A 20584-nucleotide genomic window follows, 5' to 3' on the forward strand; every position below is an offset into this window, starting at 1 on the left:
ATCGTTATCGCGCCCAATATGCCCGGGTCAGGTCAGTCGCCTGCGTTGGCGCATTCACCCACAATCCTTCAAGAGCCGCATTCTGCACACCGGCCTTGGCCAACTGGAAAATATAGGCGTTGACGAAGTTCTCTGAAATGTTGCGCTGCAGATCTCCCAGCAATTGATTGCGCGCTTCAGGATCGATTGTGCTGTTCAGTTCGTTCCAAAGCGCCACGAATTCGGGTGCGCCATAGCCAAAGTAATAGTCATCGCGACCGTATATCTCGATGTCCATGGGCTCGGTATGTGAAATTACGGTCAGGTCGAAATCACCATTGCCGAACACCTGCTCGAGCCATTGCGCCCATTCCACGTTGACGATCTCGGTAGCGATACCGACCTCCCGCAACTGCGCAGCAATAATCTCTCCGCCTCGCCGTGCATAAACCGGGGGCGGAAGTGCAAGCGAGAGCTGAACATCGCTCACACCAGCTTCGGCCAGTATTTCCCGAGACCGCTCAGGGTCATATTGCGATAGCGATGTCAGATCGAGATAGGCGGGATGGTGCGGCGCAAAATGTGTTCCGATCGGCGTTCCATACCCAAACATGGCACCGTCGATAACCGCTTGCCGGTCAATTGCATGCGCAATCGCCTCGCGTATGCGCACATCATTGAGGGGTTCCCGCCCATTGTTCATCGCGAGGATCGTTTCCCCCTCCGTGGTCCCGACCACCACCTCAAAGCGCGGATCGGCATCGAGTTGCGCAAGGGTCTCGGGCGCGGGAAAAACCGGGAAGGTGTCTACATCTTCGGCCATCATCGCGGCAAATGCGGCAGTCGGGTCGGAAATGAAACGAAAGGTTGCCCGCTCGAGTTGCGCGGGTTCGCCCCAATAGTCATCATTGCGCACGAGTACGACGCTGTCGCCCTGCCGCCAGTCCTCAAACCGGAAGGGCCCGGTGCCAACAGGTTCTGTCACATTGGTGTCGGCACTTTCAGGCGCCACGATCACCGCGTCGCCCCAAGCCATATTGAACGGAAAATTTCCGTTCGGCTGCCCCAGCGTCACCACAACGGTTGCATCGTCGGCTGCCTCTACAGTTGCGATATCGGCAAACAGAAACTTCTGGGCGTTGACCGAGTTATCGCCGCGGGCCCGATCGAGCGAAAAGACCACATCATCAGCGGAAAATTCTGAACCATCGTGGAACCGCACGCCTTCAGAAAGATGGAAGGTATAAACCAGCCCGTCATCGGAAACGTCCCAACTCGCTGCAAGCGCAGGTTCTATAGCGCCATCGGAACCGAATCGGGTCAATCCCTCGAACAGGTTTGCGTAAACGACCTCGTCTATAGCCGCCGCAGCATTCGAAGTTGGGTCCATATGCGGCGGTTCAAGGACAAGGCCGACCACAATATCGCTTCGTTGCGCCACAGCCGGCATGGCCGCTAGAAATGCAAACGCAAAAAGCGCTGTAATGCGAATGACTTGGCGCATAAACTCTCCCTTCCTGAACCCGGTTGCGCACAGCGCTCCGGCAACATATTCGTCGATTTCAACCCATAAGCCGGTTGACGCGGATGGGCAACACTCGGCCTTCGAAGTGGAACATTGTCTTTCGATTGGACATTGTCCTTGCATTCGCCACACTTATATTGGCATCGAGAGCCTAACGTTCACGAGGGTTTGCTAATGGCCCATAATGAAAATTCGCTGTTTTATCGTCTACGCGCTCGCCGCGCCGAAGCCGCACTGACTGCAACAGAACCCGAATGGGTCGAAAATCTGCGCGACTTCGGGTTGATGGCGTCGGGAGTGTATCAGGATCTGCGCGGGGATACCCGCGAGACCTTCAGTCACTTTAGCCGCTGGCTAAAGGCTGGACTGCGCAAATTTGGCACCCGCGACTAGCGGTCGCCACCCTTTTGCATTGATTGAAAAAGGCCGGGATCGTTTCCCGGCCTTTTTCGTTTTGCGCTTACACCCGCCAGGGGCAGAATCAGCAACTACCAAGGAGCCATCATGCCGACACCCACTTCGAGACCTTTCGTTGGCGGCCTCGCGCTTGCGTCGTCACTTTTGCTGGCGGCATGTTCGAGCACCACAACGCCGCCATCGACTTCCATGCCGCCTCCAATCGATTGCGGCGCGCAATCGCTCTCGGGAAAGATCGGACAGCAGGTTATCGGCAGCACTGCGCAGGACGTTCGTATCGGCGGTCAGCCGATCAACTCCGCCGGCACGGTCCGCGTTATCAGACCCGGCATGCCTGTCACTCAGGATTATCGGCCAGACCGCCTCAATCTCGAAGTCGACGCATCAAACACCTTGCTGCGCGCTTCGTGTAGCTAGAGTGGCGCTCTTCAAATGGACAGCGGCCCGGCTGGCGCTCAAGGTGCTGTTGCCGGGCTCTGGTGTGCCCCAATGGCAACTTTGTGATGCCTGCGGGCTCTTCCTTATGAAACCGGGAGCCCCCTGACCGCATTCCTCTCTCGATTTGAGGAGACCCATAATGCGCCAGATTATTTTAGCTCTGTCACTTTCTCTTTTCGGTGCCACCAGCGCACAGGCTATAGAATGCCTCAACGGCCAGTCGGGCGACATCCTGACGCTCGAAGGCTGGGAACTTCTGGACGGCGAGACCGATGCCGAAAAGACCATCAACATTTCACTTCATCACGCGGGGACAGTTGGCATCCGCCTGATCGACGCAACAGTGCGCTTTCAGGACGTCCTAGGCGAAAGAATCGGTGAATTCGCGCTGGAACGGGCCGATGGAATCGGTCCCGAGCAAAACTATCTGCTTAACAAGGTGGTTGCCGGCACAATTCTGGAACGGTTGGAAAACCTGCATCCCGACGATGTCGTTGGAATCGCCTGCGTCCGTGCCCTCGTCTACGAAGATGGCTCGCTTGAGGATTTTTCAAGCTGATTTGCAGGACAACACAGTACCGGGAAACTGGAGCATCCGCTCGGATAAAACCGAACGGATGCCCATGGCCGAACCGCCTACAAATTTGGGGGCTCGCTGGCGATTCAGGCCACCGGTAACATGATCGTGAATTGGGGCCACAGAGCGGCCATGAAAAGGCAATTCCATGGACACTTGGCGTCACCGAATGCACAAGTCCGCACAATCTGGCGGCAACGGCCGCCTAATGTACAGCAATGTTTTTGGGAAGTGGCGGGAGTGACGGGACTCGAACCCGCGACCTCCGGCGTGACAGGCCGGCGCTCTAACCAACTGAGCTACACCCCCTTGCGTGTCCGGAGCGCTTCTTCCCCGGCAAGGTGGGCTTCGTTTAACGGGGTCCCCTGACCAAGTCAAGCGACTTGCTACCCCCTTTTGTGAAGAATTTTCGAACTTCGCAAAAAAGGTCAGTCCTTCCCGGCCACTGCAACGTCAAAAAGCCCGCAAAACCTTGATTTTTAAGCGTGCTTTTCCTAAAGCCGCTATCTGTAAGCCGGGCCGCTGTGCTGATAAAATCGCATGTGGAAATCGGCGAAAGAGAGAATTTATGACGGACCGAATCCAAATCACCTCTACCTTGTCCATTCCGCTATCGGAGGTGGAACTCAATTTCGTCCGCAGTTCGGGCCCCGGCGGTCAGAACGTCAATAAGGTCGCAACAGCAGTCCAGTTGCGCTTTGACGCGGCCGCTTCGCCTTCCCTCTCCGAAGGCACCCGCACCCGCCTCATCGCCCTGGCAGGATCGAGGGCGACAAAGGATGGAATCATCATCCTGACAGCCGACCGCCACAGGACACAGCCCCTGAACCGCGAGGATGCTCTCACGCGCCTGTCCGAGCTGATCCGCACAGCGACCCACGTGCAGCGCAAACGCCGGCCCACAAAGCCCACACTGGCGTCGAAGCGGCGACGGATGGACACAAAGACTCGCCGCGGCGCCATAAAGGCGCTGCGTGGCAACAAACCGCGTCTTGATTGAAATGAGAAGAATGGTGGGCGATGACATTCTGCTTTTGCTGCGGGCTTTCAATGAAATAGATACCCCGCACCGTCAGTTAGCCGGCCATTGATTTCACTTGCGAATTTTACCGCCCTTCCCGCATCGGTCATCTTAGGGATGGCGAAGGCGCACGTCAGGTTTCGGCGCAATTGCAGACATTCCGGAAGACCAATGGAAGGCCCGAAAGCGGTCACATGCGCTAAATTATCCTTGGCGTGCTCCTGAGCTCTCGTGGTAAAAATCGGGTGGCACGCGTCTGCAGAAGGCCATAGTTGCACTGCTCCACAAATGGAGCTGACAATGACACTACTTGACGGAAAAGTGGCAATTATAACGGGCGCAAGCTCAGGCATTGGGAAGGCAGCGGCGATGCTGTTTTCCGCACATGGCGCGGCGGTGGTGCTCGTCGCGCGACGAGAAGATTCTCTAAACTCGGTAGTCGATGAAATCCGGGCAAGTGGCGGCCGGGCGCTTGCTGTCGCAGGCGACGTCAGCGACGCGCGCACCCATCTGGACGCAGTAACCAGTGCGTATGCTGCGTTTGGCGGATTACATATCGCCTTCAACAATGCGGGGCTTGTCGGAGCCACAAAGCCGCTGGTCGAGATCGAGCCTGAAGAGTGGGCCGAGGTGATGGCGGTGAACCTGACCGCAGCGTTCTTGGGCGCGAAGGCGCAGATTCCAGCCATGTTGGAGGTCGGCGGCGGAACGCTCGTTTTCACTGGCAGCTTCGTAGGTAACAGCGTGGGGCTGCCGGGCATGGCGCCCTATGGGGTAGCCAAGGCCGGCCTGATGGGTCTTGTCCGTGGCATTACCGCAGACTATGCCGCTCAAGGTATTCGCGCCAATGCCCTATTGCCTGGCGGAACGGCGACCGACATGGCTGGCGATGCGGCTCAGCGTGAGTGGGCTGCGGGCCTTCACGCCATGAAGCGGATCGCTCAACCCGAAGAAATCGCCCAGGCCGCGCTTTTCCTTGCGAGCGATATGTCAAGCTTTGTTACGGGGTCAGCGCTTTGGGCCGATGGCGGTAATGCCGCAGTGAAGACGTAATAATGCTCTAGGACTGGCAGCTTGGATGCTAAAGCGTCTGAAAGCTGCCAGTCCGCTTCCCACCCCGTAGCTGCCATTCGCTTTTGCGAGTCTCTCGACTTCATAGGCTTGTGCCGACGAGGACGGTGTTCGAATCACCCTACTCCGACCAGTTAAGCCAGGACCTTCGGGTCCCGGCTTTCATTTACACCGACAAATTGCCCACCAGCTTCACCCAAACAAAGGCAGGTTTGTCTCGGGAAAGGTGTAGATCAGCATCTCCCCGACCGCCTTCGTTCCGCCCGTTCCCTGCCCAATCGAATAGGTCAGATCGACCTTCTCCATCCGGAAAGCTCCGAAGGTTTCCCGCACGCCTGGCGTGTCGTTGAGCGAGACAATCGCATTACCAGCGATTGACTGCAGCAGATTAGCCATGTTTTCGAACTGTTCCCGCCCGAACATGTTTGGGCCGTAATCGCTCTCGCAGTCCCAGTACGGCGGATCGAGGTAGAACAGAATTGAAGGGCCGTCGCCTTTTAAAGCGATGGTGGGCGATGACAGGCTCGAACTGCCGACATCCTCGGTGTAAACGAGGCGCTCTACCAACTGAGCTAATCGCCCTTGCCGCCTTGGCGGAAAGTACCGGGCCTGTTTGGTCCGGTAGCGTTAAACGCCGCGTTTGATTAGGCGTAAACCTACGCGTCGTCAATAGCCCGATCTGACTATCGGGCCCTATAAACGGAAAGACCCCGGACGGATGTCCGGGGCCAAACCATACTGAAGCCAAAATGGCTTAGTTCAGCGCGTCCTTGAGGCCCTTGCCGGCCTTGAACTTGGGCTGAGTCGAAGCCGGAATATCGATTTCCGCGCCAGTAGCCGGGTTGCGGCCCTTGGTGGCCTTACGCTGGGTGGCAGCGAAAGTGCCGAAACCGACGAGGCGAACTTCGTCTCCGCCCTTCAGAGCGGCGGTGATGGCTTCGAATACAGCATCAACTGCTGCCGCCGCCTGGGCCTTGGTGAGATCAGCCTTTTCGGCGACAGCCGCGCTCAGATCGTTCTTGTTCATAGCGTTTCCTCACAATGATGTGCCCATCCTACGGGACGAGCGGAAGCGGCATCACCCTTTTACGATTCCGGGGCAAAAGCAAGGAAAACTCCGGGATTCTCGGCGTTTTCAGCCGCAAACTGGGGAAAAATTCCGGACCTTGTCAGCAATGTGGCAAGTGCCTCGCGCAAATGTTAGCGGCGCATGCGACAAAAGGGAGACCTTGTCCGGATCGGGGTCGTTTCCAGACGAATCAACAACCAGCCTCTTCGCTAAACCTAAAATTGTTCGGGTAAAACGAAAGCGGCGCCCACTTGGGCGCCGCTCAGATCTACACAGTCACTTTGAGCTAATGCGGCAACGCTGTGCCAGCATCTTCACCATCGGCGGCGGGCACTGGTTTGGCGTCATCTTCGAACGTCCACTCGATAGCCTGTGGCATCTCGACCAATGCATGCTCCAGCACTTCACCCATCCGGCTAACGGGCACAATCTCCAGACCTTCCTTGACGTTGTCAGGAATTTCTTTGAGGTCGCGTACATTCTCTTCAGGAATCAGCACTTTGGTGATGCCGCCGCGAAGAGCTGCCAACATCTTCTCTTTCAGCCCACCAATCGGCAGGACCCTGCCTCGCAGCGTTATTTCGCCGGTCATCGCCACATCGTGACGCACGGGGATGCCCGTCATCACCGACACGATGGCGGTTGCCATACCGATGCCAGCCGATGGACCATCCTTGGGCGTGGCGCCTTCTGGCACATGCACGTGGATATCGCGCTTGTCGAACAAGGGCGGCTTGATGCCATATTCTAGAGCCCGGGCACGAACATAGGTCGCTGCTGCCGAAATCGACTCCTTCATCACGTCCTTTAGGTTGCCCGTCACGGTCATCTTGCCTTTACCGGGGCTCATAATGCCCTCGATGGTCAGCAATTCGCCGCCGACCGAGGTCCAAGCCAGTCCGGTAACAACACCAACTTGCGGTTCGGCATCGATCTCGCCATAGCGGAACCGCGGCGCGCCGAGATACTCTTCGACAACCTCAGGTGTGACCACGATCTTTTTCTTGCCGGTCAACAGAATGTCCTTGACGGACTTGCGCATCAAGTTGGCAATTTCCCGCTTGAGACTACGAACGCCCGCCTCGCGCGTGTACCGACGTGTCAGAAGCTGCAGACTCTCGTCAGGCAGTTCAAACTCATTGGCTTTGAGTCCGTGTTCCTTGAGGGTTTCCGGCATGAGATGCCGGCGGGAAATCTCCCACTTTTCCTCATCGGTGTAGCCCGAAAGACGGATTATTTCCATGCGGTCGAGCAGCGGCCCAGGAATATTGAGAGTGTTCGCCGTGGTAACGAACATCACATCGGAGAGATCGAAATCGACTTCGAGGTAATGGTCGTTAAAGGTTGAATTCTGCTCAGGATCGAGCACTTCAAGCAGCGCCGAAGATGGATCGCCCCTGAAGTCCTGCCCCATTTTGTCGATCTCGTCGAGCAGGAACAGCGGATTTGCCTTTCCAGCCTTCTTGAGTGACTGCACGATCTTGCCTGGCATGGACCCGATATACGTCCGACGGTGACCGCGGATTTCAGCTTCGTCGCGAACGCCACCCAGGCTCATGCGCACATATTCACGTCCGGTCGCCTTGGCGATGGAGCGAGCAAGTGATGTCTTCCCGACCCCTGGAGGGCCGACCAAGCACAGAATTGGGCCCTTGAGCTTGCCCGTCCGGCTTTGGACCGCAAGATACTCGATTATACGCTCCTTGACCTTCTCAAGGCCGTAGTGATCGCTCTCAAGGACGTCCTCAGCGTATTTGAGGTCGCGCTTGACCTTGGACTTCTTCCCCCAGGGAAGGTTCAGCATCCAGTCGAGATAATTGCGCACGACAGTGGCTTCGGCCGACATCGGGCTCATCTGTTTGAGCTTTTTCATCTCGGCGTCGGCTTTTTGGCGCGCTTCCTTGGAAAGCTTCGTCTTGGCGATACGTTCCTCGAGCTCCTGAAGCTCATTGGTTCCGTCTTCCCCATCGCCCAGCTCGCGTTGGATCGCCTTCATCTGCTCATTGAGATAATATTCGCGTTGGGTCTTTTCCATCTGACGCTTGACCCGACTGCGAATCCGGCGCTCCACCTGCAAGACACCGATCTCGCCTTCCATCAGGCCCAGAACGCGTTCCAGGCGTTCAGTGACCGACGGAGTCGACAAAATGTCCTGCTTGTCTTGGATCTTGACCGCCAGATGACTGGCAATCGTATCGGCAAGCTTGGAATGCTCTTCAATCTGGGTGACCGCAGCGACCACTTCTGAGGAGATTTTCTTGTTGAGCTTGACGTAATTTTCGAACTCGGTAACAGCGGAGCGTCCAAGCGCCTCGGCTTCAACGGCATCATGCCCCTCGACGGGGAGCGCTTCGGCCTGTGCCTCGAAATAATTTTCGGTCTGCACATAGTTCTCGATTTTCGCGCGATGCAGCCCTTCGACAAGCACTTTGACAGTGCCATCGGGCAGCTTCAGCAACTGCAGCACAGACGCAATCGTCCCGATTTCATATATGCCATCGGGCTCAGGGTCGTCTTCCTGGGCATTTTTCTGGGTAACCACAAGAATGTGCTTATCTTCGCGCATCACCTCTTCAAGGGCGCGCACTGACTTTTCACGTCCAACAAACAGCGGAACGATCATCGACGGAAACACGACGATATCGCGCAGCGGAAGGACGGGGTACACCTTTTCGCGGTCGAACTGGACTGCCGAGGCTTCGGTGTCGGACATGGACTATCCTTTCGTCGTCGCCGGATTGGGAGGGATAGATTCCGGCGACTTATAGCGTGTTGCACTCCAGTGTGCGCCTCACCCGTTAGGGATTGGCTAACCGAAGCGACTCTTCGTTCACTAAGATAGGGCAATAGCGCGGCTCTACAAGCGCGACGGCACAATTTCCCGTGCGCATATCAAAATGGCCGCCATGCAAACTCTGCATGTCGACCACTAAACGGCGAATACGCCGATCGCCCTTTGCCAGAAAACTAGATCAGGTCGTCATAATTGGCTTCGCACATTTCAAGTTGTGCGAGGAAGCCATCATCATCTTCGTTGGTCAGATCAAAAGCGCCGCCATCGAAAACAGCCCAGATTTCATCTATTTCCGCCTGCGGAAGATCATACCGCCCACGCAGCAAATCGTCGATATCATCGCCTAGATCGAAGGCAAGGTCGCTGTAATATTCGGCGTCTTCACTGGTTTCCTCGTAGTAGTAGGACTCCTCGAAAAACAAGGAACTGCACCAGATTGCCTGAATAAGGCCCTTAGGCAAATCCTGGACCAGCTTGGTCTGAGGCTGCGCGAATGCGCTACCGACACCCAAAAGACCGAATGCCATCGAAAGTGGCAGCAAAAAGCTGGAAATTTTCATACGTTGCGTCCCTTATCTACGTTGGCGATCAGGCCGAACTGGACCTTAGCAATCCATCGGCCTCGCCGTAAACGCCAACGGCCGGCAATTTTCTGATCGGTTTTGGGATATTCAAAATGCGAAAAGGCCCGGATCGTCAAATCCGGGCCCTATCTGAAAAATGCGGATCAACCGTACGTCAGGCGCCCGACTTCATGTCTTCCTTGGCGCGTTCTGCGTAAATGTACAGTGGCCGGACGTCCTTGTTTTCAACGACCTCCTGGCTGATGACCACCTCTTCGACACCTTCCAGGGAAGGCAAATCGTACATGGTATCAAGCAGAATGCCCTCAAGAATTGAACGCAGACCACGAGCACCGGTTTTACGGGCAATCGCTTGGCGGGCAACCGCCTTGAGCGCATCCTCGTGGAAATTGAGCTGGACATCTTCCATCTCGAACAGGCGCTGATACTGGCGAACCAAAGCATTCTTAGGCTCGGCAAGGATCTGAACCAGAGCGTCCTCGTCCAGATCTTCAAGCGTAGCGATGACGGGCAGCCGGCCGATGAATTCCGGAATCAGCCCGAAACGAACCATGTCTTCAGGCTCGACCTCTGCAAGAACGTCACCTACGCGACGATCCTGCGGATCCTTGACCGAGGCAGTAAAGCCGATAGATGATCCTTCGCCCCGCGCTGCGATGACTTTTTCAAGACCGGCAAACGCACCGCCGCAAATAAACAGGATATTGGTGGTATCCACCTGCAGGAACTCCTGCTGGGGGTGCTTGCGACCACCCTGTGGCGGAACCGAAGCCACAGTGCCTTCCATGATCTTGAGCAAAGCCTGCTGCACACCCTCGCCCGAAACGTCCCGGGTGATCGACGGGTTGTCGGATTTGCGTGAAATCTTGTCGACCTCGTCGATATAGACAATCCCGCGCTGTGCCTTGTCGACATTATAGTCGGCAGACTGCAAGAGCTTGAGAATGATATTTTCGACATCCTCACCAACATAACCGGCTTCGGTCAACGTGGTGGCGTCGGCCATTGTAAAGGGCACATCGAGAATGCGCGCCAACGTCTGGGCCAGCAATGTCTTGCCGCAACCGGTCGGACCGATCAGCAAAATGTTGGACTTGGACAGCTCCACATCCTGATTCTTGGTCGCGTGGTGCAGGCGCTTGTAGTGATTGTGCACGGCCACCGAGAGCACGCGTTTGGCGCGCCGCTGACCGATAACGTAGTCGTCGAGCACTTTGCAGATGTCGGCCGGACTCGGCACGCCATCAGCGGACTTGACCATCGAGGTTTTTGATTCCTCGCGGATGATGTCCATGCACAACTCAACGCATTCATCACAGATGAATACGGTGGGTCCGGCGATAAGCTTGCGGACTTCGTGTTGGGATTTCCCGCAGAACGAGCAGTACAGCGTGTTCTTGGAGGATTCTCCGCTCGAATTTTCCTTGGACATCTAGCAACTCCAGCAGCGTTGCAAACGCTTGGTTCAGTTTCGCCGATTCATAAAGCTACCCGACGACGCGTGAACAATTTCTCACCTTGACCATAAAGATCGTTCCGCCGGGGCGCAATCGGCACGGGCGCTTTCTCCAGCGCCCGTTGCAATTGATAAATAGACGGGGTTATGCCCCGCCTTCGGGTACTTCACGCTTCTCATGAACGTGGTCGATAAGGCCGAGTTCCTTGGCCTCTTGGGGCGAAAGGAACTTGTCGCGTTCGAGCAGGTCTTCTACCTGCTGATATTCCAGCCCCGAATGCTTCACATAGATTTCATTCAGGCGACGTTTCAGATTCTCAGCTTCACGAGCATGAATCATGATGTCGGTAACCTGTCCCTGGTAACCGCCGGACGGCTGGTGAACCATCACACGGGCATTCGGCAACGCGCCGCGCATGTCCTTTTCGCCTGCCGTCAGCAGCAGCGACCCCATGGAGGCGGCCTGCCCCATGCACAGGGTCTGCACCTTGGGGCGAATAAACTGCATGGTATCGTAAATGGACAGCCCCGCCGTAACCACACCGCCAGGCGAATTGATGTACATGGCGATTTCCTTTTTCGGATTTTCCGATTCCAGGAAAAGCAGCTGCGCGACGATCACCGAGGCCATGTTGTCCTCTACGACGCCGGTGACGAAAATGATGCGTTCACGCAGAAGGCGTGAATAGATATCGAAGGCGCGTTCGCCGCGATTGGACTGCTCGACCACCATCGGCACGAGTGTGTTCATGTATAGATCGACGGGATCTCGCATAATTGGGTAACTCCCCCGGGGAAAAGGATTCGGCTTGTCGGCCAGATAGCAAGCGATTGCTGCTTAAAGGACGGTTAAATCTCACATAGGCTTGGCCGCGTTGAACTTCAATAGCAAGCCCAAGCGTGGCCCTATTGTGGCGCATGCTTAACGGGTCACCGCCTACGCCAATTGTCACTTGAAGCTGGTCGCAACGCCCTTCTTGCGGAAATATGCCTGCATCAGTTTACGGCCCTGCCGATTGGGTTGAGCCAGCTTGGACGTCTCAAAGACCGCTTCCTTGATGCCTTCGCGAGCCATTGCCGCTTTCAAGGCAGCGATGTGAAGATCGAGATCCTCATTATCATTTTCAAGCGAGGTATAAATGGCGTCAGTCGCCTGCGAAACTGTGATCTCACTCACGATATGTGGTCTCCGAGATGGTTCTGAACAACGGGCCAACGCCGGCGAATTCTGGCTTGGCGAGAGCGCTGAGGCATGAAAACTCATAACAACTGAATCCCCTGGTGGGAATTCTGCGTTGCTTGGCCCATCCCTAAAGAATTTTTGGGCATGGGCAAGGCTAGACCGTAGGCACACGGAATTTGTCGGCATAGGCTCGCGGAACCGAAAGCCAACAAGGGGACAGCAAGGCAATGGCAGCCATAGTTCAGGTCAGACCGATCACCGACGTCCCCGATGGCTGCCGAGCAAGTATGCAACCATCAGATCCTGATTTTTATCAAGACCCCTATCGTTTCTACGCTGAACGTCACGCTGTTCGGCCGGCATTTTTCTGGGAAGAGTATGGGCACTGGTGCTTTTCCGACTTCAAGTCTGTCAGCGCACTTCTGCGCGACCGGCGATTCGGACGCGACATACTTCACGTTGCGACTCGTCAGGAAATCGGATTGCCGCCCCCTCAACCGCATACTGCTGATTTCGACCTGACCGAAAAATACTCTCTTCTCAATCTTGAGCCCCCGAGCCACACGCGACTGCGCACCCTCGTACATCGGGCGTTTGTTTCCCGACAGGTCGAGTTGCTACGACCCCGTATCGCCGACATTGCAAACGCAATGATTGATGGATTTGAAACGCACGGCAGCGCTGAACTCATCAAAGACTTCGCAGCACCAATTCCGGCCATCGTTATTGCTGAGATGATTGGCTTACCAGCCGAAATGGCCCCTCAATTGATCGATTGGTCCAACCGCATGGTGCGGATGTACATGTTCGGGGTTGGCCGTGAAGTTCAACGCGACGCCAATCGCGCGGCTGCCGATTTCACCACCTATCTTCGATCGATGATAGCTGAGCGCCGCAAGCAGCCGCGGGAGGACCTTCTAAGTCATATGATCTCTGCCGAACAGGCAGGAGAACGCCTGAGTGAAGACGAGATTATCTCGACAGCCATACTGCTTCTCAATGCCGGGCACGAAGCGACAGTTCACACCACTGGCAACGCAATCAAGGCAATCCTCGAAAGCGGCTATGACCCAAGGATGCTATTTGCCGATGAGACCGCGACGGCAGCGACCATCGAGGAGGCACTGCGCTTTGACGCACCGTTGCACATGTTCACCCGCTATGCGCTCGAAGATATCGAGTACGATGGCATCTCATTGAGAAAAGGCGACGTCGTCGGCCTCATGCTCGGCGCAGCCAACCGCGATCCCAGCCGGTTCACCAACCCAAACACTTTCGATCCTCTACGCTCAGATGGAGCCAATGTAAGCTTTGGTGCCGGCATACATTTTTGCATAGGCGCGCCCCTCGCCCGGCTCGAAATGCAAATTGCCATGGCAATTCTGTTTGAACGCCTGCCGAAATTGCATCTCACCGAACCGCCGCGGTACGCGGATGTATACCATTTTCACGGCTTGGAGCGGCTGAACGTTAGTTGGTAGGTCACCGGTCAACCCAGAAGCTGGCCTCACACGTTTCAACCTGGACGTGTAAGTCTACAGCGACGCGCACTAAAGTCGATCCATAGCCAGATCAGCAAGCACTGAGGGGATCTGGCGCGGCAGGTCGTCGGCGAGCATACCAGGCTTGCCGAACGCCACACCGGCGCGACCATGAATATAAGCGCCGGCGCATGAAGCTTCAAAAGCTCCCATTCCTTGTGCCATCAGCCCGCCGATAACCCCGGCCAGCACGTCCCCTGACCCCGCTGTCGCCAGCCGGGCTGTTCCTGTCCGATTGATGACAGCTCGTCCCGATGGATGGGCAATCACCGTATCGGACCCCTTCAACAGAACGATAGCGCCCGACCTAACTGCAGCAGCTCTCGCCCTTTCAGTTTTCACCCCTTCGATATCCCCGAACATCCGATTAAATTCTCCAGCGTGGGGCGTTAGGACCACTGATGCCGCTTCACGCTTGCCTATCGACGCAAATAGTACATCCGGCTGATGGGCAAAGCTCGTTATGACGTCAGCGTCGAGAACCAATCGAGCAGAACTTTCGAGAGCCACGAGAACCTTTTCACGTGTCTCCTCCCCTATGCCGGCACCTGGGCCGATGACCAATGCTTTCTTTCGCTCATCGTCGAGCAAAGCCGCCAGCCCCGAAGCGCTGGAAATCTCAGCGAGCATGATCGCCGTTACATGGGCGGCATGTACGATCAGCGCATCACGATTGCCTGTTATCGTTACCAGCCCGGCGCCACTCCGGGCCGCGCCAAAGGCGCTTAGGCGGGCGGCACCGGTGTACAATTCATCGCCAGAAACAACGACACAATGACCGGCATCGAACTTATGCCCAACATCGCTACGTTGCGGCAGCGTCCAAAGCTTTGGATCGTTCTCGTAGAGATCAACATCGAGTTCGGAAAGCACTGCGTCAGGGATACCAATATCGGCCAGCAACACCTCACCGCACAACCCGGCCCCCGGAAAGAGCAGATGACCCGGCTTATGACGGAAGAATGTGACGGTGAGGTTTGCTTTCACTGCCACGCCGCACACGGTGCCTGTGGCGCCATCCACCCCGCTGGGCATATCGATAGATACGATGTGTGCGTCACTGTCGTTGATTGCTGTGACGAGGTCGGCAATCTCGCCCTCAACATCGCGCGACAGCCCCGCCCCCAGCAAGGCGTCGATGATGACCCCAAAATCGCTGCACATCGCCGGCACAGCAGTTTCCAAAGCCCCGCCCCACATGCGAGCCATAATTGCAGCATCGCCGTCCAGGTCGCTCTTGGAACAGGTCAATCCCACACGCACCGGCCACCCCCGCTCTGAAAGCAGCCGCGCAACAACGAAACCATCGCCACCATTGTTGCCAGGTCCACATAGGACCAGAACGGGCTGTAACGAAAATCGCTGGCTCACCTCGTAGGCAACCGCCTGACCGGCATTTTCCATCAAACTCAGCGAATTGACGCCACTCTCAATGGCCAGTCGATCCGCAGCTGCCATCTGTTTCGGGCTTAGTAGTTCTTGCACCTTCAACTCCGGTCACTATCCGCAGCACCGTCCCCCGACACAGTCTGCAGCTACAAATAAATAGGGCCCCGCAAAATGTGCGGAGCCCCATTCAAATAGTGAGTTCTGTGTCGATAACGTGGCCATATCTGCGGCCAGTCACCGAAGACTCAGAAACGACAGATTAGTGATCGTGATCGCTGTCGATATCGAAGCCGTCTTCACCTTCACGGACAAGCTTGACCAGCTCTTCGCGGCTGATCTTCTTGTCCTTGACATCAGCAAGCTCGACAACAAAGTCGATGACCTTGTTTTCGAAGATCGGTGCACGCAGACCGGCAAGCGCGTTAGGGTTCTTGCGATAGTAGTCGTAAACCTGCTGCTCCTGGCCCGGGAAGCGCCGCACTTCGGCAATCAACGCCTGCTGGTGCTCTTCGTCGGACACGGTGATCTCGTTAACATTGCCGACCTCGGCAACGACCAACCCGAGACGAACGCGACGTTCGGCAATCTTCTTGTAATCTTCCTGCGCCTTTTCCTCGGTTGTACCTTCGGATTCGAAGGTCTTTCCGTGGTGCTCGACCTCGTGCTTGACGCGGTTCCAGATGGCACCAAACTCTGAATCGACAAGCTTGGCGGGCACGTCGAACTTGTGGCCCTCGTCCAGCGCATCGAGAACCAGACGCTTGAGGCGCTGCTGCGACAAATTCTTGTTCTGGCCTTCGATCTGTTCGCGGATCGCCGACTTCAGCGCAGCAAGATCTTCCAGGCCGAGCGTCTTTGCAAATTCGTCATTGAGTTCCACGTCGGCCTTGGGACCATCGACGTGAAGCACGTTGACTTCGAACTCGGCCTTCTTACCAGCGAGTTCTTCGTTCTGGTAATCCTTGGGGAAGGTAACCTTGATGGTCTTAGTGCCGCCCTTCTTGACGCCCACCAAACCCTCTTCAAAGCCGGGAATGAACTGACCCGACCCTACCACGAGGTGGGTGTGATCAGCTGAACCGCCTTCGAAAGGCTCGCCATCGATCTTGCCGACGAACGAAAGGCCGACTTTATCACCGTCGGCAACGACGCCGTCATCGCCCTTGTCTTCATACTGCCGGTTTTGTTTGAAGAACTTTTCGACCTCTTCGTCGACTTCCTTGTCAGTCACCTCGACCACCGGCTTTTCGAGCTTAATGGTCTTGAAGTCCATAAGCGCGACCGGAGGCAGCACTTCATAGGTTACGGAGAATTCGAGATCACCTTCGCCGTCGAGCACACGATTAATGAGCGCCTGGTCTTCGCTGAGATCGATCTCAGGCTGAGTCGCCGCCTTTTCCGAGCGCTCTTCGAGCGTCTTGGAAACGGTATCATTGATCGAGTCCTGAAGCACTTCGCTCATCAGCGAACGGCCATAGACCTTTTTCAGATGCGCGGTCGGCACCTTGCCGGGGCGGAAGCCCTTGAGCTGCACCTTGCCCCGAACCTCGTCGAGCTTTTCGTCGAGCTTCGATGCGAGCACCGTCGCCGGAATGGTCACATCGAGCTTGCGGCGCAGCCCTTCGTTCAGAGTTTCAGTCACGTTCATTTTGCGTATCGATCCCGTATTTTCGTAAATCGTTTGTTCGCCAGCGTAGAATTTGGTGCGGGTGAGAGGAGTCGAACCTCCACGCCTTGCGGCGCTGGAACCTAAATCCAGTGCGTCTACCAGTTCCGCCACACCCGCGTATCTCGCACGCTGGGCGCCGAGCTGGCACGCGTCCTAGCCCAACTTCACACGACAGTCAAAGCCTCATTGGATTTGGAAGGTGCTGCCCTCGTTTGCGCGACGCTTCAACCTGCTTCATGATGCTTTTGAAAGAAGCAAACAGCGACCTTAGAAAGTGCACATAAAACAGGCGTAATGGCTATTATTTGACCATCACGATCACGACAAAACTAACCTTCTTCTTACGCCTATGGCTGCAAGTCATTGTTTTTGCTGCAATGAAATCAAGATAATCACGATTGGCACACCCCATGCATTCAATGGGCCAACCGGTCCCGAACACTAGGAGACGTGGACATGAAAAAGATCGAGGCCATCGTCAAACCCTTCAAGCTCGATGAAGTCAAAGAGGCGCTTCAAGAAGTTGGGTTGCAAGGCATCACAGTGACGGAGGCCAAGGGATTCGGGCGTCAGAAGGGTCATACAGAACTCTATAGAGGCGCTGAATACGTCGTCGATTTCCTGCCCAAGGTTAAAGTCGAAGTCGTTGTACCAGACCAACTTGCCGACAAGGCGATCGAAGCGATCCGCAATGCGGCGCAGACCGGTCGTATTGGCGATGGCAAAATTTTTGTTTCGACGGTCGAACAGGCCATTCGAATCCGCACGGGCGAAAGCGGAGACGAAGCTCTCTGAACGCGTGTTCAGTCAGTTTCGTGAGACCAAGTCAGGCACGCGAAAAACTCCTCCCGGACTTTTAACGCGGGCATAAACATCAATCACCAATATCTGGGGATCTATTATGAGCTCAGCAAACGATCTTATGCAGCGGATTAAAGACGAAGGCATCAAATATGTTGACCTTCGCTTCACAGACCTGCGCGGCAAGCTTCAGCACGTGACCATGGACGCATCGGTTGTCGATGCGGATATGTTCGAAGAAGGCGTCATGTTTGACGGCTCCTCGATCGCGGGCTGGAAGGCCATCAACGAGAGCGACATGGTCCTTATGCCTGACAACGATTCGGCATATGTCGATCCGTTCTTCTCGGCCCCAACCCTGTGTGTGAACTGCGACATCCTCGAGCCCGCAACCTATCAGCCGTATAACCGCGATCCCCGCTCGATTGCTAAGAAAGCCGAAGCTTTCGTAACCACATCCGGCGTCGGTGATTTTGTCGGCTTTGGTCCCGAACCGGAATTCTTCCTTTTTGACGACGTCAAGTACTCGACATCGACGTATAAAGTCGGCTTCCAGGTCGATTCCTCCGAACTCGGCACCAATGCGGATGCAGATTACGAAGGCGGCAATACCGGCCACCACATTGCGCTCAAGAAGGGCTATTTCCCGGTCCCGCCGGTCGACAGCGCCCAGGATATCCGCGGCGAAATGCTCGAAGCGCTGGCTGCCATGGGCGTCACTGTTGAAAAGCACCACCACGAAGTGGCATCTGCACAGCACGAACTCGGCATCAAGTTCGCGCCCATGATCCAGTCCGCAGACCAGGTCCTTCTCTACAAATACGGCGTACAGCAGGTGGCTCAGTCTTACGGCAAGACGGCAACCTTCATGCCTAAACCCGTATATGGCGACAACGGCTCAGGCATGCACTGCCACATGTCGATCTGGAAAGATGGCAAGCCGCTCTTTGCAGGTGATGAATACGCCGGACTGTCGATGGACTGCCTGTACTACATCGGCGGCGTCATCAAGCACGCCAAGGCAATTAACGCCTTCACCAATCCGACGACCAACTCCTACAAGCGATTGGTGCCAGGCTTTGAGGCTCCGGTTCTGCTTGCCTATTCGGCTCGCAACCGTTCCGCTTCGTGCCGCATCCCCTTCGGCCAGTCGCCGAAGTCCAAGCGCGTCGAAGTCCGCTTCCCGGATCCGCTTGCCAACCCTTATCTGGCCTTTGCTGCTCTGCTCATGGCTGGCCTTGACGGCATCAAGAACAAAATTCACCCCGGCGACCCGATGGATAAGGATCTCTACGAGCTGCCAAAGGAAGAACTCAAGGACATCCCGACAGTTTCCGCCTCGCTGCGCGAAGCCCTGGAAAGCCTTTCGGCCGACCGTGACTTCCTCAAGGCCGGTGGCGTCATGGATGACGACTTCATCGACAGCTACATCGATCTCAAGATGGAAGAAGTCATCAGGTTCGAGCACACGCCACACCCCGTCGAGTACGAAATGTACTACTCGGCATAAGTCGACGCTTATCGATTGTGAAAGGGCTCTCTCGGGAGCCCTTTTTTTGTGGGAGTTCCTAACGCGGCTAGCACCCTCTCAGGCTCAATAATTTCCGTAGGGTTCCTCAAGGGAACGTGCGATGCTGGAATGTCGCAAACGATCAAGTTTGCGCGCTCAAAGGATAGCAGCATGGCCAAGGGTCAGGTGCGGAAAAACCGCGAAGCGAAAAAGCCCAAGCAGGAAAAAGCCAAAACGATCGCGGCGGCACCGTCAATCAAAGGCGTCATCCAGCTCGGAGAACACAAGAAACCCAAGAAATAGCGTGCACTTCGAAGGCGGAGCGGCAACAAGGAACGGATGAGCGCCGTCCTTTCGATCCAAATCGCCCGTCCTGAAAGCTGCCCGCTCAGTATCAGTTCACCGTGATCGCCCCACAATAGCCCATCTTGCTTTCCAAACCGCGCTCTGGACTTCAAAGCAATGCGCGGGGCGTTCACGGCATGACAATTTCTCTTTTCAACGGTCCCGTCGGCAAGCTTGCAACGTTTGCAGCGATGATGATGGTTTCGATCTCAGCAGCCGCTCAGGAAACGCAGAACCGGGATACGCTTGCTGCGATTCTTGACGCCGCTGAAAGGCTCGAGCCTCTTCGGACTGTAACAGTTGCGCTCGACGGCGAAATCATCGCCGACCGAGGCTATAACGGGTACACGTCCAGCGACCCTACAAATATAAAATCGGCGTCCAAGGTCATCGTCACCACAATGGTCGGCATAGCCATCGACAAGGGTCTGCTCTCGGGCCCGGACCAGCCAATCGCTGACCTGCTTTCAGACGACCTCCCCCCAGATGCAGATCCGCTCCTGCAAGACGTTACCGTAAGCCACCTCATGTCCATGCAGGCCGGTCTCGAAGCAACCTCGGGAGCCAATTACGGTCGTTGGGTTGCAAGTGAGAACTGGGTGCGGTCCGCCCTGGAGCAGCCCTTTGTGGAGGAGCCGGGCGGCGCCATGGTCTATTCCACAGGATCCTCCCATCTGCTATCGGCAATTCTTACAGAGGTTGGCAAGGCTTCAACGCGTCAGCTCGCTCGCGACTGGCTGGCGCCAATCGAAAGCTTTGCCATAACAGGGTGGCTTCAAGACCCCCAAGGCATATATCTGGGCGGCAATGAGCTGGCCATGACGCCATTGTCACTTCTTGCCTTTGGCGAAATGATCCGCAATGGCGGGGTAACCGAGAATGGCGACCGGGTCGTTTCACAGGCGTGGATCGATCAATCCTGGCAACAACGCACCACTTCCCGTTTTGGGGGCCATGGCTATGGCTATGGTTGGTTCTTGGCTGAGTTTGGCGGCTACGACGTTTCCTACGCCTGGGGTTATGGCGGCCAAATGCTCTATATCGTTCCAGATCTAGACCTGACTGTCGTCATGACGTCAGACCCCAACAGCCCTTCAAGCGGAAATGGCCATCGCGACAGCCTCCACGACCTGCTTGCTGACATCGTCGTCGCCAACAATAACTGATCTACACAAAAACAAAGGCCATAACTATTTTTCTCTGATATTTCTGATT

The 20584-nt window shown here is 55.9% G+C and carries 20 protein-coding genes and 3 tRNA genes; 10 read left to right on the plus strand and 13 right to left on the minus strand.

The genetic code is table 11. The features are described 5' to 3' along the window. Window positions 1-4 precede the first annotated feature (4 nt). Entirely contained in the window at window positions 5-1483 is a 1479-nt protein-coding gene (locus tag ACN0TA_RS08380; RefSeq protein ID WP_417581685.1) for an ABC transporter substrate-binding protein, read from the minus strand. A gap of 195 nt (window positions 1484-1678) precedes the next feature. Between ACN0TA_RS08380 and ACN0TA_RS08385 the strand changes: the two genes are divergently transcribed. The 3 genes from ACN0TA_RS08385 to ACN0TA_RS08395 all read left to right on the plus strand — a co-directional run bounded on the left by ACN0TA_RS08385 (window position 1679) and on the right by ACN0TA_RS08395 (window position 2918). Then, on the plus strand, window positions 1679-1897 hold the full coding sequence (locus tag ACN0TA_RS08385; protein WP_417581687.1) for a hypothetical protein: 219 nt from the start codon (window positions 1679-1681) through the stop codon (window positions 1895-1897). A 111-nt stretch (window positions 1898-2008) separates the two neighbouring features. Beyond that, the gene (locus tag ACN0TA_RS08390; protein ID WP_417581689.1) at window positions 2009-2338 is read left to right on the plus strand and encodes an I78 family peptidase inhibitor; all 330 of its coding nucleotides are present in this window, start codon (window positions 2009-2011) and stop codon (window positions 2336-2338) included. Window positions 2339-2498: 160 nt separating this feature from the next. Next, complete coding sequence (locus ACN0TA_RS08395; RefSeq protein ID WP_417581691.1) at window positions 2499-2918, plus strand: hypothetical protein; 420 nt, start codon at window positions 2499-2501, stop codon at window positions 2916-2918. Window positions 2919-3168: 250 nt separating this feature from the next. Here the strand turns inward: ACN0TA_RS08395 and ACN0TA_RS08400 are convergent. Further along, window positions 3169-3245 (minus strand) — tRNA-Asp (locus ACN0TA_RS08400). Between the two features lie 259 nt (window positions 3246-3504). Between ACN0TA_RS08400 and arfB the strand changes: the two genes are divergently transcribed. Both arfB and ACN0TA_RS08410 read left to right on the plus strand, forming a co-directional pair. Further along, window positions 3505-3936 carry an alternative ribosome rescue aminoacyl-tRNA hydrolase ArfB gene (gene arfB, locus ACN0TA_RS08405; protein ID WP_417581693.1) on the plus strand — a complete coding sequence of 144 codons (432 nt, stop codon included), beginning with the start codon at window positions 3505-3507 and terminating at the stop codon, window positions 3934-3936. A 321-nt stretch (window positions 3937-4257) separates the two neighbouring features. Then, window positions 4258-5010 carry an SDR family oxidoreductase gene (locus tag ACN0TA_RS08410; RefSeq protein ID WP_417581695.1) on the plus strand — a complete coding sequence of 251 codons (753 nt, stop codon included), beginning with the start codon at window positions 4258-4260 and terminating at the stop codon, window positions 5008-5010. 210 nt (window positions 5011-5220) lie between these two features. Here the strand turns inward: ACN0TA_RS08410 and ACN0TA_RS08415 are convergent, their stop codons facing one another. The 8 genes from ACN0TA_RS08415 to ACN0TA_RS08450 form a co-directional block, all read right to left on the minus strand. Beyond that, window positions 5221-5424 (minus strand): hypothetical protein, encoded by a 204-nt coding sequence (locus ACN0TA_RS08415; RefSeq protein WP_417581697.1) that lies wholly within the window; start codon window positions 5422-5424, stop codon window positions 5221-5223. A gap of 110 nt (window positions 5425-5534) precedes the next feature. Beyond that, window positions 5535-5610: transfer RNA gene (locus ACN0TA_RS08420), tRNA-Val, on the minus strand. A gap of 172 nt (window positions 5611-5782) precedes the next feature. After that, window positions 5783-6055 (minus strand): HU family DNA-binding protein, encoded by a 273-nt coding sequence (locus ACN0TA_RS08425; protein WP_014130670.1) that lies wholly within the window; start codon window positions 6053-6055, stop codon window positions 5783-5785. Window positions 6056-6383: 328 nt separating this feature from the next. Further along, on the minus strand, window positions 6384-8810 hold the full coding sequence (gene lon, locus ACN0TA_RS08430) for an endopeptidase La (protein ID WP_417581699.1): 2427 nt from the start codon (window positions 8808-8810) through the stop codon (window positions 6384-6386). Window positions 8811-9064: 254 nt separating this feature from the next. After that, on the minus strand, window positions 9065-9451 hold the full coding sequence (locus ACN0TA_RS08435; RefSeq protein ID WP_417581701.1) for a hypothetical protein: 387 nt from the start codon (window positions 9449-9451) through the stop codon (window positions 9065-9067). A gap of 178 nt (window positions 9452-9629) precedes the next feature. Next, a complete protein-coding gene (gene clpX / locus ACN0TA_RS08440; RefSeq protein ID WP_417581703.1) occupies window positions 9630-10907 on the minus strand; it encodes an ATP-dependent Clp protease ATP-binding subunit ClpX in 1278 nt (425 codons plus the stop codon). Between the two features lie 169 nt (window positions 10908-11076). After that, window positions 11077-11706: an ATP-dependent Clp protease proteolytic subunit gene (locus ACN0TA_RS08445; RefSeq protein ID WP_417581705.1), complete on the minus strand. Its 630-nt coding sequence runs from the start codon at window positions 11704-11706 to the stop codon at window positions 11077-11079. A 174-nt stretch (window positions 11707-11880) separates the two neighbouring features. After that, window positions 11881-12108, minus strand: coding sequence for a hypothetical protein (locus ACN0TA_RS08450; protein WP_417581707.1), 228 nt, complete (start codon window positions 12106-12108; stop codon window positions 11881-11883). Between the two features lie 233 nt (window positions 12109-12341). Between ACN0TA_RS08450 and ACN0TA_RS08455 the strand changes: the two genes are divergently transcribed. Next, complete coding sequence (locus ACN0TA_RS08455; RefSeq protein ID WP_417581709.1) at window positions 12342-13595, plus strand: cytochrome P450; 1254 nt, start codon at window positions 12342-12344, stop codon at window positions 13593-13595. A 69-nt stretch (window positions 13596-13664) separates the two neighbouring features. On the opposite strand, the gene ACN0TA_RS08460 is transcribed toward ACN0TA_RS08455, so the two are convergent. The 3 genes from ACN0TA_RS08460 to ACN0TA_RS08470 form a co-directional block, all read right to left on the minus strand. Further along, on the minus strand, window positions 13665-15140 hold the full coding sequence (locus ACN0TA_RS08460) for an NAD(P)H-hydrate dehydratase (RefSeq protein ID WP_417581711.1): 1476 nt from the start codon (window positions 15138-15140) through the stop codon (window positions 13665-13667). Window positions 15141-15303: 163 nt separating this feature from the next. After that, window positions 15304-16692, minus strand: coding sequence for a trigger factor (tig, locus tag ACN0TA_RS08465; RefSeq protein WP_417581713.1), 1389 nt, complete (start codon window positions 16690-16692; stop codon window positions 15304-15306). A gap of 53 nt (window positions 16693-16745) precedes the next feature. Next, window positions 16746-16830: transfer RNA gene (locus tag ACN0TA_RS08470), tRNA-Leu, on the minus strand. A gap of 339 nt (window positions 16831-17169) precedes the next feature. Here ACN0TA_RS08470 and ACN0TA_RS08475 point away from each other — a divergent pair. The 4 genes from ACN0TA_RS08475 to ACN0TA_RS08490 all read left to right on the plus strand — a co-directional run bounded on the left by ACN0TA_RS08475 (window position 17170) and on the right by ACN0TA_RS08490 (window position 20535). Beyond that, on the plus strand, window positions 17170-17508 hold the full coding sequence (locus ACN0TA_RS08475) for a P-II family nitrogen regulator (RefSeq protein WP_014130680.1): 339 nt from the start codon (window positions 17170-17172) through the stop codon (window positions 17506-17508). Between the two features lie 106 nt (window positions 17509-17614). After that, entirely contained in the window at window positions 17615-19024 is a 1410-nt protein-coding gene (gene glnA / locus ACN0TA_RS08480) for a type I glutamate--ammonia ligase (protein ID WP_417581717.1), read from the plus strand. Window positions 19025-19195: 171 nt separating this feature from the next. Further along, entirely contained in the window at window positions 19196-19327 is a 132-nt protein-coding gene (locus ACN0TA_RS08485) for a hypothetical protein (protein ID WP_417581719.1), read from the plus strand. Window positions 19328-19506: 179 nt separating this feature from the next. Further along, window positions 19507-20535, plus strand: a complete 1029-nt coding sequence (locus ACN0TA_RS08490; RefSeq protein WP_417581721.1) for a serine hydrolase domain-containing protein — start codon at window positions 19507-19509, stop codon at window positions 20533-20535. Window positions 20536-20584 lie beyond the last annotated feature (49 nt).

Origin of the sequence: Pelagibacterium sp. (assembly GCF_048264985.1) — a bacterium.
GTDB lineage: Bacteria > Pseudomonadota > Alphaproteobacteria > Rhizobiales > Devosiaceae > Pelagibacterium.